General features: G+C 68.2%; 14 protein-coding genes. 5 read left to right on the top strand and 9 right to left on the bottom strand.

The window, feature by feature from the left end:
- Positions 1-5 precede the first annotated feature (5 nt).
- From rnc to coaD, 4 genes are all read right to left on the bottom strand, one after another.
- On the bottom strand, positions 6-728 hold the full coding sequence (gene rnc, locus AC1DFR_RS17595; protein WP_079553422.1) for a ribonuclease III: 723 nt from the start codon (positions 726-728) through the stop codon (positions 6-8).
- Positions 729-749: 21 nt separating this feature from the next.
- Positions 750-953: a 50S ribosomal protein L32 gene (gene rpmF / locus AC1DFR_RS17590; RefSeq protein WP_009356569.1), complete on the bottom strand. Its 204-nt coding sequence runs from the start codon at positions 951-953 to the stop codon at positions 750-752.
- A gap of 36 nt (positions 954-989) precedes the next feature.
- Positions 990-1,514: a YceD family protein gene (locus AC1DFR_RS17585; RefSeq protein WP_079553424.1), complete on the bottom strand. Its 525-nt coding sequence runs from the start codon at positions 1,512-1,514 to the stop codon at positions 990-992.
- 174 nt (positions 1,515-1,688) lie between these two features.
- Entirely contained in the window at positions 1,689-2,189 is a 501-nt protein-coding gene (gene coaD, locus AC1DFR_RS17580) for a pantetheine-phosphate adenylyltransferase (protein WP_223916485.1), read from the bottom strand.
- Positions 2,190-2,291: 102 nt separating this feature from the next.
- Between coaD and AC1DFR_RS17575 the strand changes: the two genes are divergently transcribed.
- Genes AC1DFR_RS17575 through AC1DFR_RS17565 form a run of 3 tightly spaced genes read left to right on the top strand, consistent with a single transcriptional unit; the run spans position 2,292 to position 5,145 of the window.
- Positions 2,292-3,152 carry an SDR family NAD(P)-dependent oxidoreductase gene (locus tag AC1DFR_RS17575; RefSeq protein ID WP_476874036.1) on the top strand — a complete coding sequence of 287 codons (861 nt, stop codon included), beginning with the start codon at positions 2,292-2,294 and terminating at the stop codon, positions 3,150-3,152.
- Positions 3,149-4,357, top strand: a complete 1,209-nt coding sequence (locus AC1DFR_RS17570) for an aminotransferase class I/II-fold pyridoxal phosphate-dependent enzyme (RefSeq protein ID WP_476874035.1) — start codon at positions 3,149-3,151, stop codon at positions 4,355-4,357. The genes AC1DFR_RS17575 and AC1DFR_RS17570 overlap by 4 nt, the downstream gene beginning before the upstream one ends.
- 2 nt (positions 4,358-4,359) lie before the next feature.
- A complete protein-coding gene (locus tag AC1DFR_RS17565; protein ID WP_476874034.1) occupies positions 4,360-5,145 on the top strand; it encodes a spermidine synthase in 786 nt (261 codons plus the stop codon).
- Here the strand turns inward: AC1DFR_RS17565 and rsmD are convergent.
- From rsmD to AC1DFR_RS17540, 5 genes are all read right to left on the bottom strand, one after another.
- Positions 5,142-5,789: a 16S rRNA (guanine(966)-N(2))-methyltransferase RsmD gene (gene rsmD, locus AC1DFR_RS17560; protein ID WP_476874033.1), complete on the bottom strand. Its 648-nt coding sequence runs from the start codon at positions 5,787-5,789 to the stop codon at positions 5,142-5,144. The two genes, AC1DFR_RS17565 and rsmD, sit on opposite strands and share 4 nt — an antisense overlap.
- Positions 5,790-5,828: 39 nt before the next feature.
- On the bottom strand, positions 5,829-8,081 hold the full coding sequence (locus tag AC1DFR_RS17555; RefSeq protein ID WP_476874032.1) for an ATP-dependent DNA helicase RecG: 2,253 nt from the start codon (positions 8,079-8,081) through the stop codon (positions 5,829-5,831).
- On the bottom strand, positions 8,071-9,147 hold the full coding sequence (locus AC1DFR_RS17550) for a DAK2 domain-containing protein (protein ID WP_476874061.1): 1,077 nt from the start codon (positions 9,145-9,147) through the stop codon (positions 8,071-8,073). Before AC1DFR_RS17550 ends, AC1DFR_RS17555 begins: the two co-directional genes overlap by 11 nt.
- A gap of 22 nt (positions 9,148-9,169) precedes the next feature.
- The gene (gene thiL, locus AC1DFR_RS17545) at positions 9,170-10,240 is read right to left on the bottom strand and encodes a thiamine-phosphate kinase (protein ID WP_476874060.1); all 1,071 of its coding nucleotides are present in this window, start codon (positions 10,238-10,240) and stop codon (positions 9,170-9,172) included.
- 120 nt (positions 10,241-10,360) lie between these two features.
- A complete protein-coding gene (locus tag AC1DFR_RS17540; protein ID WP_476874031.1) occupies positions 10,361-13,357 on the bottom strand; it encodes a hypothetical protein in 2,997 nt (998 codons plus the stop codon).
- Between the two features lie 210 nt (positions 13,358-13,567).
- Here AC1DFR_RS17540 and AC1DFR_RS17535 point away from each other — a divergent pair, with 210 nt between their 5' ends.
- Positions 13,568-14,143: a YdcF family protein gene (locus tag AC1DFR_RS17535; RefSeq protein ID WP_476874030.1), complete on the top strand. Its 576-nt coding sequence runs from the start codon at positions 13,568-13,570 to the stop codon at positions 14,141-14,143.
- Between the two features lie 145 nt (positions 14,144-14,288).
- Positions 14,289-14,588: a hypothetical protein gene (locus AC1DFR_RS17530; protein ID WP_476874029.1), complete on the top strand. Its 300-nt coding sequence runs from the start codon at positions 14,289-14,291 to the stop codon at positions 14,586-14,588.
- Positions 14,589-14,616 lie beyond the last annotated feature (28 nt).

Genomic DNA, 14,616 nt, shown 5'->3' with positions numbered 1-14,616 from the left:
GCTGCCTAGCTGCCGGTCTGGGACTGCAGCTGCTGCGGATCCGGCGCGGACGGGGCGGTCAGCCGGCGCCAGGCGTCGGCGGCGGCTTCCTGTTCGGCCTCTTTCTTGGAGTTGCCGGTGCCGGTGCCGTAGTCCGTGCCGCCGATCCGCAGCACGGCCTCGAACGTCCGGGCGTGGTCCGGCCCGGAGCCGTCGACCGCGTAGTTGATGGTCCCAAGCTGCCGGCTGGCGGCGAGCTCCTGGATGGAAGTCTTCCAGTCGGTGCCCGCGCCGAGGGCGGCGGCGTCCTTCAACAGCGGGCCGACCAGCCGCATGACCAGCTGCCGGGCCGTCTCGATGTCGTTGGAGAGGTAGGTGGCGCCGATCAGCGCCTCCATGGTGTCCGCCAGGATGGAGGCCTTGTTCTTGCCTTCGGTGAGCTTTTCGCCCTGTCCAAGGTAGATGTACTCCCCCAGCCCGATGCTGCGGCCGATGCCGGCCAGCGCCCGGGTGCTGACGACGGCGGAGCGGCGCTTGGCCAGGTCGCCTTCGGGCAGCGTGGGGTTGTCACGATACAGCGCGTCCGTTACGGAGAACCCCAGGATGGAGTCGCCCAGGAACTCGAGCCGTTCGTTGGTGGGGATGCCGCCGTTTTCGTAGGCGTAGGAACGGTGTGTGAGCGCAAGACGAAGCGTCCCGGCGTCAATAGTGACACCGAGACGCTTCAGAAGCTCTTCAGTTGAAGACATCTTTTTCAGCCTGTTGGCGGATTAGACGTCTGCGACCTTGCGGCCCTTGTACTCAAGGAACAGCGCAGTGCCAGCCGAGTCGGTAACGACCTTTGCCTGGTGCGGCAGGCTGTACGTGACCTGGCCGTTCTCGACAGTCTTCACCAGGTGGGGGGCAGTTGCCTTCCACTGGGAGCGGCGGGCGCGGGTATTCGAGCGAGACATTTTCCGCTTCGGGACAGCCACGGCTAACTCATTTCTCTCTAGAAAAACACTTACAAATCAGTTTTGCCGGTCAGGCTTAGCCAAGTCAGCCAGGGCGGCCCAGCGAGGATCTACGACCTCGTGGTGATGCCCCGGCTCGTCTTCCAGGCGCACTCCACATTCGGAGCAAAGGCCCTGGCAGTCTTCCCGGCACACCGGCTGGAACGGCAGTATGGTGACAACTGCGTCCCGCAACACCGGCTCAAGATCGATCAGATCGTGCTCGACTCGACGTTGCTCTTCTTCGTCTTCTTCGTCGGAGAACACAGCATCCTCGTAGAAGAAAAGTTCTTGCACATCAACCTCTTGGTCATACGCAAGGGGATCCAGGCATCGGCCGCATTCGCCAGTAACTTCAACGTGCGCGGTTCCTGATACCAGAATTCCTTCGTGTACGGCCTCAAGCCGCAGGTCCAGCTCGACATCCGAGCCTTCCTGCACGCCAATGAGCGCCACGCCAAGATCACTTGGCGCGGGTACATGTTCCGTCAGCGTCCGCATGCTTCCCGGACTGCGTCCAAGGTCCTTGACGTCGAACGCCAAGGGCGAACTAGCATCTCGTTTAATGAGAACTCCTGTTGAACATATGACCGACGTACTATCTTAGCCTGAACTTCCGGACGGACTCAAACCGGGGGCACGCCGGCGGTTCACACCACAAGCGGCCTCGGATTCGGGCCCCGCAACCGGCAGCAGGCCGCCGAGTACCGGTCAAGCTTACACTTTGCGCGCCCGGTTCGGGACCGGCTCGCCCGGGGCCAGCCGTTTCAGCACGGAGCGGGGAACAAAGTCCGAGACGTCCCCGCCGAGGGCGAAGACCTCTTTGATGAGGGTGGAGGACAGGTGCAGGTAGTGGCTTTCCGCCGGCAGGAACACCGTCTCGACACCGGTCAGCTGCCGGTTCATCGTGGCCATCGGCAGCTCGTAGTCGAAGTCCGAGGACGAACGCAGGCCCTTGACGATCGCCGATACACCGCGCTGCCGGCAGTACTCGGCCAGGAGACCCTCCCCCACGGGTTCAACCACGATCCCGCGCAAGGACGCGAACGTTTCCCTGGCCATGTCGATCCGCTCCTCCAGGCTGAAGCGGTACTTCTTGGAATAGTTCGTGGACACGGCCACGATCACCTCGTCGAAGAGGCCCGCGGCACGCGCAATGACTTCCAGGTGTCCATTGTGGATGGGGTCAAAAGAGCCAGGGCAAACAGCGCGTCTCATGCTCCGAACCTACCGTATCCGCGCCGCAGCCCGGGATAACATGGCTGAATGTCAGCATCGAACAATCGCGCGACTTCTCCTTTCACTGTGCGGCCTGTCACTGTGCGGCCTGTCACTGCGCCGCCTTTCACCGTGGACGGCGGCGTGGTCCTGGTCACCGGTGCCGCCAGCGGCATGGGCCGGCTCTACGCCCTCCGCGCCGCCCGGGAAGGCGCCGGGGTGGTGATCCTCTGGGACGTCGACGCCGATGCCCTGGCCGGCACCGCCGCTGAAGTTGCCGCCCTGGGCGCCCGCGCCGTCCCCCGCACGGTGGACCTGGCGGATCGCGCCGCGATTGCCGGCGCCGCCCGGGAGGCCCGGGCCGAGGGGCCGCTGGCGCTGCTGGTGAACAACGCCGGGATTGTCCGCGGCGCGTACTTCTGGGACCACGCCCCGGACCGTGACATCGCCCTGACCATGGACATCAACGCCCTCGCCCCCATGTACGTCACCCTGGAGTTCCTGCCGGACATGATGGCCGCCGCCGGCCGCCCGCGCCGGATCCTCAACGTTGCCTCCGCCGCCGGCACGGTCTCGAATCCGCGGATGAGCGTGTACGCGGCCTCGAAATGGGCCGTCATCGGCTGGAGCGACTCGCTCCGGCTCGAGCTTGAGCAGCGGGGCTACGGCCACCTGAAAGTCACCACCTTCTGCCCCAGCTACATTTCCACCGGCATGTTCGAGGGAGCCCGCGGTCCCCTGCTGACCCCGCTCATGACGCCCGAGGACGCCGTGGACAGGGCATGGCGCGCTACGGCCGCCGGGCGGCCGCTGCTGATCGCCCCCGCCATGGCCACGCTGGGGAAAGTACTCAAGGGCATACTGCCGGTGCGGGCGTGGGACTTCGTGGGCGGAAAGGTCTTTGGGATCTACACCACCATGGACAGCTTCACCGGCCGGGACGAGAAGGCGGGCACCCGATGAGCCCCCTCATGCCGTTGCCGTGGCAGCGCGCCGCAACCGGCGCCAACCTGCTCTCCCCCGATGGCTCGCTGGGCGTGACGATCTTCGAGGAGATGACCACCCTGGCCCTGAGCACGGGCGCCATCAACCTTGGCCAGGGCTTCCCGGACGAGGACGGCCCCGTGGAGATCAAGGAGGCCGCCCAGGCCGCGATCGCCGCCGGAGCCAACCAGTACGCGCCCGGCAAGGGCATCCTGCCGCTGCGGGAGGCGATCTCGGTGCACCAGCAGCGGTTCTACGGGCTGGACCCGGATCCGCAGACCGAAATCATCGTCACGACCGGCGCCACGGAGGCCATCGCCGCCGCCCTGCTCGCGCTGGTAGGTCCGGGAGATGAAGTGCTCACCTTCGAGCCGTTCTACGACTCCTACGGCGCCATCATCGGGCTCTCCGGCGCCACGCACGTCACCGCCCCGCTCCTGGCCCCGGATTTCATGCCGGACCTGGTCGCACTCGAGGCCGCATTCAGCAACCGCACCAAGGTGGTGCTGATCAACAATCCGCACAACCCGACCGGGGCGGTGTTCCCCCGCGAGGTGCTCGAGCGCGTCGTCGAACTGGCCGCGAAATACGACGCCGTCATCGTCACCGACGAAGTGTACGAGCACCTGACGTTCGGTGTGCGGCACATCCCGGTCGCGACGCTGCCCGGGGCGGCGGAGCGCACGCTGACCATTTCCTCGGCCGGCAAGACGTTCTCCTTCACCGGCTGGAAGATCGGCTGGCTCTCCGGGCCGGAGGAGCTCGTGGCCGCCGCCCGGACGGTCAAGCAGTTCCTGAGCTACAGTTCCGGCACGCCCTTCCAGGCCGCGATCGCGGTGGGCCTGGGGCTTCCGGACGAGTTTTACGCCGGCATCGCCGACACCCTCCGGTACAAGCGCGACATCCTCAGCGAGGGACTGCGCGCGGCCGGCCTCGACGTGCTGACCCCGCAGGGGACCTACTTCGTCAACGTGGACACCTCACCGCTGGGGATCACCGATTCCGTGGAGCTGGCCCGCAGGCTGCCGGCCCTCGTGGGCGTCGCCGCGATCCCGGTGCCCGTCTTTTGCCACGCCGACGGCGCCGAACGCACCCGCAGCCTGCTCCGCTTCGCGTTCTGCAAGCAGCTGCACGTTCTGGAGGAGGCCGCCGAGCGGCTGGCGACCTTGCGCGACAGGCTGTGAACATGGCCGGGCAGCAACCCGGGGCCTCGCGGTTCCTGCGGACCACCGGGCAGCACGCCGTAATCGAACCGGATCCCTTTACCGACGGCGGCTTCGTGCTGAGCATCGGCGGCGCCGAGCAGTCCCACGTCAACCTGGCCGACCCCGCGGACATCTTCTACGAATACCTGCGCAGGATCGGGCACGTGGTGGACCTCGCCGCCCCGTGGGGCGAGCCGATCACGGCGCTGCACCTGGGCGCCGGGGCCCTGACGCTGGCCCGCTACATCCAGGCCACCCGGCCCGGCTCGGTTCAGTACGCCGTAGAGCTGGAGCGGGAACTGCTGGACTTCGTGCTCGCGCAGCTGCCCCTGCCGGAGGGAACCGAGCTGCACACGGTGATCGGCGATGCCCGCGACGCCCTCGCCGGGCTTCCGGCGGACCTGCGCTTCGACGTCGTGATCCTGGACATCTTCTCCGGGCCGGAGGCGCCGGAACACATCGCGTGTACCGGGTTCTACCAGGAGGCGGCGGCCCGGCTGACGCCGCGCGGCGTGTTGATCGTCAACGTGGGCGACGAACCCGGACTGACCCTGGTCCGGAGCCAGATCGCGGCCATGCGCCGGGCCATGGCCGACGTCTCGGCCTTCGCGGAGGCCGGAATGTTCACTGGCCGGTACCCCGGGAACATCATCCTGACCGGGACGCAGGGGCCGTGGCCGGAGGTCTGGACGGCGGCGCTCACGGCGCGCGGTCCGCATCCGGCCCGGCTGCTCGCCGGCGTCGATTTGGACGCGCTGGCCGGCTAGTCCCCGGCTTCCAGGCCCGCTGCGTCCACAGCGTCCGCGGCTTCCAGGTCCACGGCTTCCACAGCGTCCGCGGCTTCCACGCCGGGCTCGGTGAACCACAGCCGGGTTTCGCCGTACTTCTTCTCGGCAAACCGTTCCATGCCCTGGGGCCATGCCGGTTCGGGGCTCCGGGACGAGCGTTCCACCACCACGACCGCTCCCTCGCCCAGGTGCGGCACCAGCTTGGCCAGCACGGCAGCGAGGGCCGGCTCGTCCAGGGGGTAGGGCGGGTCCAGGAACACCAGGTCCCAGATCGCGTAGCCGGCGGCCCGGTCGAGGAACGATTCGACCTTGGAGCGGTGCACGGAGACCACCTTGCGGCCCGTGACGGTGTTGACAAGAGCGGCGTTCCGCTGGCAGACGGCGCTTGCCTTGGCGTCGAATTCGACCAGGTCCACGGAGTCCGCGCCGCGGCTGCCGCTCTCCACCCCCAGCGAGCCGGATCCCGCGTACAGATCGAGCACGCGGGCGCCGGCGATGACGTTGAAGGCGTCCAGCCGGGAGAACAGGGCCTCCTTGACACGGTCGGTGGTGGGCCGTGTCAGGTTCCCGGGCACGCTGTTCAGCGTGCTTCCGCCGGCCGCACCGGCAATGATCCGGCTCATGCGCGGACCCCTGCGGACGTGTTTGCCTGGCTCGTGGTCCTAGCCGCGTTCAAGGAACGCCTCCTTCTCGGGGTTCAGGTATTCATCGATCGCGGCCGCAAGCCGGGGCTGGCCCGCCAGCGCGGGATCGGCGGCCACGATCCGCTGGGCGTCCTGCCGGGCCCGGGCGATCACGTCCTCGTGTTCGAGGACGCGCAGCAGCTTCAGCGTGGAGCGCCCGCCGGACTGCGAGGCGCCCAGGATGTCGCCTTCCCTGCGGAGCTTGAGGTCTTCCTGGGACAGTTCGAAGCCGTCGGTGGTGGCGGCTACGGCATCCAGGCGGCGCCGGCTCGGATGGCCCGGCTCCAGGGTGGTGACCAGCAGGCAGGTTCCGGGCAGCCCGCCGCGGCCCACCCTGCCGCGCAGCTGGTGCAGCTGGGAGATGCCAAAACGGTCAGCGTCCAGGATCACCATGAGCGTGGCGTTGTGGACGTCCACGCCGACTTCGATCACGGTGGTGGAGACCAGCAGCTTGGTTTCGTTGGCCGTGAAGGAGGCCATGGTTTCGGACTTCAGGACGGGGTCCTGCCGGCCGTGCAGCGGCGCCACAGCCACCCCGGCCAGGGCCGGTTCGTCCTGGAGATGTTCCACGACGCCGGTGACCGAGGCGAGTTCCCGGGAACCGTTCTCGCCTTCGAGGTCCGCGGCGGACGGTTCGGCCTCGCCCGGGGTGAAGTCGCCGTCGTCGTCCGTGCCGATCTTGGGGCAAACGACGTAGACCTGGTGGCCGGCGTCGATCTCCTCCCGCGAACGGGACCAGATCCGGGTGGCCCACCCCGGGTGTTCCGCGAGCCCCACCACGTGGGTGGAGATCGGGGCGCGGCCGGCGGGGAGCTCATCGAGCACGGAGGTTTCGAGGTCGCCGAACACGGTCATGGCCACGGTCCGGGGAATCGGGGTGGCGGTCATGATCAGCAGGTGCGGCGGTTTGCTGGCCTTGGCCCGGAGGGCGTCGCGCTGCTCCACGCCGAAGCGGTGCTGTTCGTCCACCACGATCAGGCCAAGGTCGTAGAAGGAGACGTTGTCGCTGAGCAGGGCGTGGGTGCCGATCACGATTCCGGCCGTTCCGGAGGCGGCGTCGAGCATGGCCTGCTTCCGCGCCGCGGTGGGCATGGAGCCGGTGAGCAGGGTGACCTGGACGGCGTCCGGGCCGAACCCGCCGAGCATCCCGTCCCGGGAGAGCGGTCCGAGCGTGCGCCGGATGGATTCATAGTGCTGGGCGGCGAGGACTTCGGTGGGCGCCAGCAGGGCAGCCTGTCCCCCGGCGTCCACCACCTGCAGCATGGCGCGCAGTGCCACGATCGTCTTGCCGGAGCCCACCTCGCCCTGCAGCAGCCGGTTCATGGGCGAGTCCTGGGCGAGCTCATCGGAGAGCGTCTTGCCGACGGCGGCCTGGCCGGCGGTCAGCGTAAACGGGAGCTGGCGGTCGAAGGCGGGCAGCAGCCCGTCCGGTGCCGGGCGGCGGGCCGTCGCTTCCTCGGCGGCGAGCTGGGCGCGGCGGCGGGCCAGGGCCGACTGGAGCACCAGGGCTTCCTGGTAGCGGAACCGGTCGCGGGCCCGCTGGTAGTCCGCCGGGGTTTGCGGGGCGTGGATCAGCCGGTAGGCGTCCGCGACCGGCAGGAACTTCTCCCGCGCCGCGATCTCGGCGGGCAGCGGGTCGCCGAGGGTTTCCAGTTCCACGGTGTCCAGCAGCGTCGAGATGACCTTCTGGATGGACCAGCTGGTCAGTTTCGCCGTGGCCGGGTACACCGGGATCGGCATGGCGGCGAGCTTCTCGGGGTCAATGCCCGGCGTTTCGGGGTCCTCGTCCAGCAGCAGGAAATCCGGGTTGGTCAGGCCGAGGGATCCGGCGTAGCGCGTAACCTTGCCGGAAAACATGGCGCGCCGGCCCGGCTGCAGCTCGGCCTTGGCCCGGAACCCGTTGAAGAAACTGACCTTGAGCGTACCCGGCGGTGCGCCAGCGGCCCGCGTGGAAGCGGCACCGCCGGCGTCGTCGGAGATCACGACGTCGGTGAGGGAACCGCGCCTGGCGCGCATGGGCCGGGTGCTGTTGGAGACCACCCGGGCGATCAGGGTCACTTCCTCGTCCAGCGGAACCTCGCTGATGGGCGTGAGCTCGCCGCGGCTGAGGTAGCGGCGGGGAAAATAGTTCAGGAGCCCGCCGACAGTGGTGATGCCAAGGTGTTTTTCGATGACAGCCGCGGAGCGCTTGCCGATACGGCGCTCCAGGCCCAGTTCAAGTTCAGCGTGCATGTCCGTCGGGGTTTCGGGTTTCGGCGGCACGCGCAGTGGCAACTGTAGGGGCAGCGGTGGCGGCAACTGTGGCGGCCGGTGCCTCCGGGTCGCGCGGGACTGCGAGCTCGCTCACGGAAATGTCCGTGGGCTCGCCCAGGGAACGGATCAGCGCGACGGCGAGGTCCGCATCCAGGACGTGGACGTGGACGCGCCAGCGGTAGAGCCCGGCGGCGTCGGCGCCGCCGCCGACCTGGCTCATGATCACCGAGTCGCCCATTTCGTCGAGCCGTTGGCGCATCATTGCGGCGTCCAGCGGGGACAGGGAAATGGTGCACATGACTTCGACACCTTCGTCGCGCGGCATGCCGACGTGGATATGCGGATCCTGGACGTCGTAGCCGTGCAGTCCGTCCAGCAGTTCGCTCTGGAGCTCCTCGCCCAGCACGGCCGAGCGGAGGCAGTCCAGGATGAGCAGCATGCCCACGCCGCCGGCGTCCACCACGTGGGCGGCCTGCAGGGCAGCGAGCTGCTCCTCCGTGCGGACCACGGCGGCCAGGGCCGCCTCGACGGCGGCGTCCAGGGCCAGGCCCAGGGTCTGGTTGCTGTCATCGCCGTCGTGTGCGGAGTCCACCGCGGCCGCGGCCCGGGCGGCAGCCTCCATGACGGAGAGCATGGTGCCGGGCACGGGATCACTCAGCGCGGACCAGGCCCGGATCTGGGCCCGGTTCAGGGCCGCAGCCAGCAGGGGTGAGCTGATCCGGGTGTGCCCGGCCAGGGGTTCGGCGGCAGCGCAGAGGAAGACGGCGAACAGGGTTCCCGAGTTGCCGCGGGCCTGCTCCATGGCAACCTGGCCGGCCAGCGCCAGGACGGCGCCAACGTCATGCAGGGTCGGGTCCGGCGCCGCGTGCGCCGCCCCGTCCGGGTGTCCCGGCACGGCGGCGTCCGCGGCGTGGGCCGCGGCGCGGACAGTCAGGTAGAGGTTGGTGCCGGTGTCGCCGTCGGCTACCGGAAAGATGTTGATGGCGTTCAGGCGGTCGCTGTGGTTGCCGAGCGTGGTTTCCGCCTTGCCCAACCACCGCTTCATCGCTTGCGCGTTGGCGGCAATCTTAGTCTGCAAAGTGATCCCATCCCACAGCGTCAGCGGGCCTGCCCGCGATCGTTACTCCCATGCTTTCGGTTGGTGCAGGGGCCTCTACCGAGCCTATCGCAGTGAACCCGGGAGGGAGCGGAACCCCTGCCGGGAAAGTGGCGAGCAGCCCGTGGTCTTCACCGCCGCCGAGGACCCAGGCCAGCGGGTCTGCCCCCAACAGCTCCGACGCCGGCAGCAGCGGGGCGGCCAGCTCCTTCAGGGCGGCGGCGTCCAGGTTCAGCACCGCGCGGCTGGCGGCCGCCATGCGGTTTCCGTCCCGGACCAGGCCGTCCGAGATGTCCATCATGGCGGACGCCCCCGCCTCACGGGCCAGCGGTCCGGCGGCGAGCGGCGGCTGCGGCCTGCACTGGGTGTCCAGGAGGGAACGCTGCCCGGCGGTCAGGGCGCCCACTGGGACGTTCGACTCCAGCAGCGCCAGCCCGGCGGCGGCCCGGCCCACTGTTCCTGCCAGGGCCACGGTGTCCCCTGGCCGGGCCCCGGAGCGCAGGACGGGTTCCTTGCCGTCAAGGGTCCCCAGGATCGCCACGCTGACCGCCAGTTCGCGGCCGCGGCCGAGGTCGCCGCCGGCCACCGCGCAGGCCGGAGCCCCCAGGCCCCTGATGCCGGCCACGAGGCCGTCCGCGAAATCCTCCACCCAGGAGACGAGGGTCTCCGGCGGCATGGTCAGGCTGACCACAACGGACGTGGCCCGGGCGCCCATGGCGTTGATGTCGCTGAGGTTTTGCGCCGCGGCTTTCCAGCCGACGTCGTACCCGGTGGTCCGGTAGCCGTTGTTCCATTCGAGCCGGAAATCCTGGTCCGCCACTTGGGTGTCGATGCTCAGCACGGTCCGCCCGTCCGGCGCGGCGACAATCGCGGCGTCGTCCCCCGGCCCCAGCAGCAAGTACGACGCCGCCGCCGGTCCGCCATTGGGCTGCGGGATCGTGAGCCGCGGAAAGATGCGTCCCAGCAGCTGGGACTCCGAGAGGCCGGCAACGGTCAGTGCGGCGTCCGCGGGCAGGGCATCGGGCACAGCGGTTTCGGGCACGGCGGTTTCGGGGACAGCGGTTTCGGGCACAGGTTCGGGCACAGTTTCAGGCACAGCCCTACGCTACCGCGAGGGACTGACCGTGCCGGACCGGAGGGTTCGAAGGAACCCTCCGGTCCGTCAGTAGGTAAGGGACTGGCACCCCAGCGCGGACACCCCGGTCCGCAGGACGCCGGCCCCGGCGCTGGAGACACAGACGGTGTACTTGCCCCGCGCCTTGATGGGAATGGCGGCACGGTAGCCGTGGTTTCCCGTCACGCCCAGCGCGCTGTTTACATCCGGCCGGGCCAGGTTGGCCGTGACGCTGTAGCTCTTGGAGCTCGAATCCGGTGACTTCACGGTGACGCGGACCGGAACACTCTGGCTCGTGAAGCCCGGATCCATGGCCCAGCCGGTCGCCACGATCGATTTATTCGTGCTGGTCCCGGAGAGGCGGGCGGTGTCGAGGTAACCCCGCACCGGGGCTGCGGGCTGCGCAACCACATCCCGGCAGCCGAGCAGCGTGTTGCCCGCACTCAGCGGGCTCACGGAGATGCCGTATGCGCACACGCGGTAGCGGCCGGACAGGGTGATCGGGATGCTGTTCTGGAATCCGTGGCTTCCGGTCAGCGAAAACGCGGCATTGACGTCCGGCCGGGTCCCGTTCGCGGTGAAGGGGTAGCCCTTGGTCTTGCCGTCCGGGCCCGTGACGTAGATATGTACGGCGTTGGAGGCCGCCGGTGTACCGGGTTCGTAGGTCCAGCCGGAAGCCGTGATAACCGCCGACGGCGTCCTGGTCTGCACCACAATGGAGTCCACGTAGCCGACCGGCCGCGCAGCAAGGGTCGCCGTAGCGTTCACGCAGCCCAGGAAGCCGTTGCCCTTGGTCAGGGTCGCGACCGCGATTCCGGTGGCGCAGACGCGGTACGTACCGGCCTTCGTCACGCTCACGGATGTCTGGTACCCGTGCGAACCGGCGATCCCCATGGCGGCATTGACGTCGCTCCGGGCAGCATTGGCGGTGGTGGTCACTGACTTGGTGCTGCCGTCGGGCGCCGTGACACTCAGCTGGACGGGGATCGACGCCGACGGTACGCCGGCGTCGAAGGACCAGCCTGCGACGTCCAGCCGCGCCGAGGACCCGGCGTTGATGAACGCCACGGAATCCAGGTATCCGGTGGGCGGGTCACTGACAGCCACCGGGACGTTGCGGCAGCCCAGGGTGGTGTTACCGGCAGCAAAAGGGGCGACGGGGATGGCGTAGGCACAGACCCGATACGTGCCGGTCTCGGTCGCCGGGACGGTGACCGCAAACCCGTGCGTGCCGCTGACCCCCAAGGCCTGATTGACGTCCGGGCGCTGCAGGTTGGCGGTGAAGGCCTGGCCGGTGGTGGCCCCTGCGGGGGTGGTCACGTAGACGTGGACCGGGATGGACGCGCCTGCCTGGCCGCGGTCCACGGCCCAGCCCCGCAGCTTGATGGACGGTTTGCCAGACACCATGGCGGTGGTGACCTCATCGAGGGATCCCTCGGGAGCGGGAGTGCCGGCCAGGGTGAGGGTCCGGCAGCCCAGTGCTGTGTTGTTGAAGATGCCGATCGCATAGGCGCAGGCCTGATACTGTCCGGCCGCTTTGACGGTGATCGACTCCTGGAAGCCGTGGTTTCCGCTGATGCCCAGCGCCGCGTTGACGTCGGCGCGCGGCTTGTCCGCGGTGAAGGCGTGGCCCGTCGTCGTCCCGTCAGGTGCTGTGACGTAAACGTGCGTCTGGGTGGAGGTGGAGGCCGCCGCCGGATCCACCGACCATCCGCGGACGTTGATGGTGGCGCCGGACGAGGTGACCGCGAAGGCTGCGCTGTCGAAGGAGCCCTTCGCGGGCGCACCCGGCGGACGGATCGTCACGGTGGCCGCGGTGTTGCTGACAGCGTCAATGGAGACCCTGGTGCCGGCGTGCGTTGTAAAAGTCTGGCCGGCCTGCCAGGCCTGGGTGTTGCTGTAGTAGCCGTTGAATGCGGTCGCCCGGGTATTGGGAGGAAGCAGAATCGAGGAGTTGCCGCCGCCCTGCTGGGTGATCTTCACGCCGCGGTTTCCGTCCTGCGCAATGACGGAGTCGTAACCGACCGGGGTGCGGAGTTCCAGGAAGTACACCTCTCCGGACTTCGGGTCAGTGAACTTCGCTGCGCGGTTGGCACCTGCTCCGGCCCAAGGCTTGAGGTTCACCGTGCGGGGGGCGGATACCGTGCCCAGGTTGGCGATCTCGTTGCCGTTGCCGAACCGGCCCATTTCCCAGAAGCTGGCGCTGATTTCCGGCATGAGGTCGAAGTGCGAGATACCCATGAGGTCCAGGTTGTCGCCGTAGGTCTTGATGCTGCAGGTGGCATCCGCGAACCCGGCGAACGGCCCGGAGGCCACGTCCATGGCGCCGCTGCCGCACAGCAGGCTGTTGGCATGGTCCATGCCGAGGGCGTGCCCGAATTCATGTGCCAGGACCGGCGTGGAGAGCCGGCTGTTCTGCGGCATCAGGATGCGGCCGCCAATGTTGCCGTTGCTGTAGGTCATTCCCGCGGCGCCGTTGGTGAGGTAGGCGCCGGGGATGAACATGACCAGCGCCGTGTAGGAACTCTGCGTCCAGCCCAGCTCCTGGGAGACGATGTCCACGATCTGCGCCGGCGACTGCTTGGAGGTCGCGGCGGACTTGTGCAGCTGGCGCGAGGAGGCCAGCGCAATGTCCACCCGGCCCGCGGTGGCGTAGGCCCAGTAGCGGTTAGCGGCGCTGAGCGAGGCCTTCGCAGCGGCCATGGGGACGGCCGCGTCCGTTTCGGCTGCAGTCTTGTCGGCCAGCTGCACCGTCACCAGTGTGGTTTTCAACGTGCCGGCCAGCGGCGCGCTGACGTAGGTGTACTCGGACTTTGCCCTGCCTGCGGGAGGTTCCGGGCGCACAAAGTCATCCACCTGCCCCTGCAGGCTTGGATCCGACACCGCCGGCACGGCACCAGTCTGCATGGCAGCCGCCGGCGCCAGCGCTCCGGCGGACACCTGTCCGGCGGCCGGCACCTCGACAGCGGCCACGGCGGCCTGCGGCAAGGTTGCTGCCAGCATCACGGCGGCAATCACGGTTGCCGCTATGTTTAGTTTTCGCAAGATTGCTCGCTTAGGGGTGAGACCGCAGGTGGAGACCTGTTGGTGGGAGCGACGTAAGTTGCCTACAGCATAAACGGCAATCCACATCTGTCACCCCAGTAACTTTGATCTCCAAAATCACAACTGCATCACGCATTCTTTTATGCAAGTTTTGGCGCAGTACCGGCGCACCATTTCGCCACCTGAAAACCGCGTGCCAAACTCTTAGCCGTGCTTCCTTCCGTTGCCGCGGTGAATACCGCCACCCGCAGGGTGCTCGCCGTCGCCGTCGGAGGCCTCCTGTTGTGGCTGATCATCGCCCTCCAACTGTTCGTCAACGTGGACCCGCTCAGCGTGCACCGGACGGACGCCGTCATCATGCTGGGCGGCGCGGCGTCCGAACGCCTGCCGGTGGCGCGCCAGTTCCAGGCCGATTTCCACGTTCCGGTCCTCGTGATCTCGCACACGGACACGTTCGGCAATCGGGTGGCGGACGAGGCGTGTAATTCAGCCGTCTTCCCCAACGCGGCCGTCGTCTGCTTCCGGCCCCCGGACCTGGACACCCGCGGCGAAGCGCTGGCAATCTCCAACCTGGTCAAGGCCAACGGCTGGAAGTCCGTCACCGTAGTGTCGTCCAGTTATCACCTCACCCGCGCGGGGCGCCTGATTGGCCAGTGCACGACGGCGGACGTACAGATGGTTGCCTCACATCCGGACTTGGATTTGGCCCAATGGCTGCGGCGGTTTGTGATCGAAACCGGAGGACTGATCGACGCTTCCTTGCGGCCGGAATGCGCCAATCAGTGAGCGAAAATGTAACAATTGAACCTCAGCCGGCTGAACTGGTCAGCCGGTTCTGGCATCTGACCGAGGCGAGGAGGACATGCTGGAACGCTCTCCTGACGGCCCTCCCCCGCTGGTTGCCGCGCCCCGGCACCTCCGCAGGCGCCGCATGCACACTGAGATCCCGGACACCCTCCTGGTGCCCGGGGCGGAGCCGCTTCCGTTCAAAAGGGAACCGTCGGCCGAGGCGCCGGCTCCTGCAGAACCGGAAACCGCAAACCACGACGCTGCGGATCTGGACACCGCAAGCCGGGATGCCGCAAACGCGGCGACAGAAGCCCAGGACAAGGAATCCCAGCAGCTCCTCCGGGACACGCAGTACCGACGCAAACGGCGGGTGGCACTCCTAGGCGTTCTCTTTGTAGCCATCGCTGTGCCGGCCATCGTGCTGGCGCTGCTGCTCGGCTGAATCCGGCCCATAAACCTTAGTAACCGCT

Source organism: Arthrobacter sp. 05T410 (assembly GCF_056396505.1).
Note: the sequence above shows the minus strand (reverse complement) of the source record. Positions and strands in the feature narration are given on the sequence as shown.

Bases quoted from the DNA above. Each gene is read 5' to 3' on its own strand.
- rnc (WP_079553422.1), bottom strand. From the start codon at position 728: ATGTCTTCAACTGAAGAGCTTCTGAAGCGTCTCGGTGTCACTATTGAC.
- coaD (WP_223916485.1), bottom strand. From the start codon at position 2,189: ATGAGACGCGCTGTTTGCCCTGGCTCTTTTGACCCCATCCACAATGGA.
- AC1DFR_RS17570 (WP_476874035.1), top strand. From the start codon at position 3,149: ATGAGCCCCCTCATGCCGTTGCCGTGGCAGCGCGCCGCAACCGGCGCC.
- AC1DFR_RS17565 (WP_476874034.1), top strand. From the start codon at position 4,360: ATGGCCGGGCAGCAACCCGGGGCCTCGCGGTTCCTGCGGACCACCGGG.
- rsmD (WP_476874033.1), bottom strand. From the start codon at position 5,789: ATGAGCCGGATCATTGCCGGTGCGGCCGGCGGAAGCACGCTGAACAGC.
- AC1DFR_RS17555 (WP_476874032.1), bottom strand. From the start codon at position 8,081: ATGCACGCTGAACTTGAACTGGGCCTGGAGCGCCGTATCGGCAAGCGC.
- AC1DFR_RS17550 (WP_476874061.1), bottom strand. From the start codon at position 9,147: ATGAAGCGGTGGTTGGGCAAGGCGGAAACCACGCTCGGCAACCACAGC.
- AC1DFR_RS17530 (WP_476874029.1), top strand. From the start codon at position 14,289: ATGCACACTGAGATCCCGGACACCCTCCTGGTGCCCGGGGCGGAGCCG.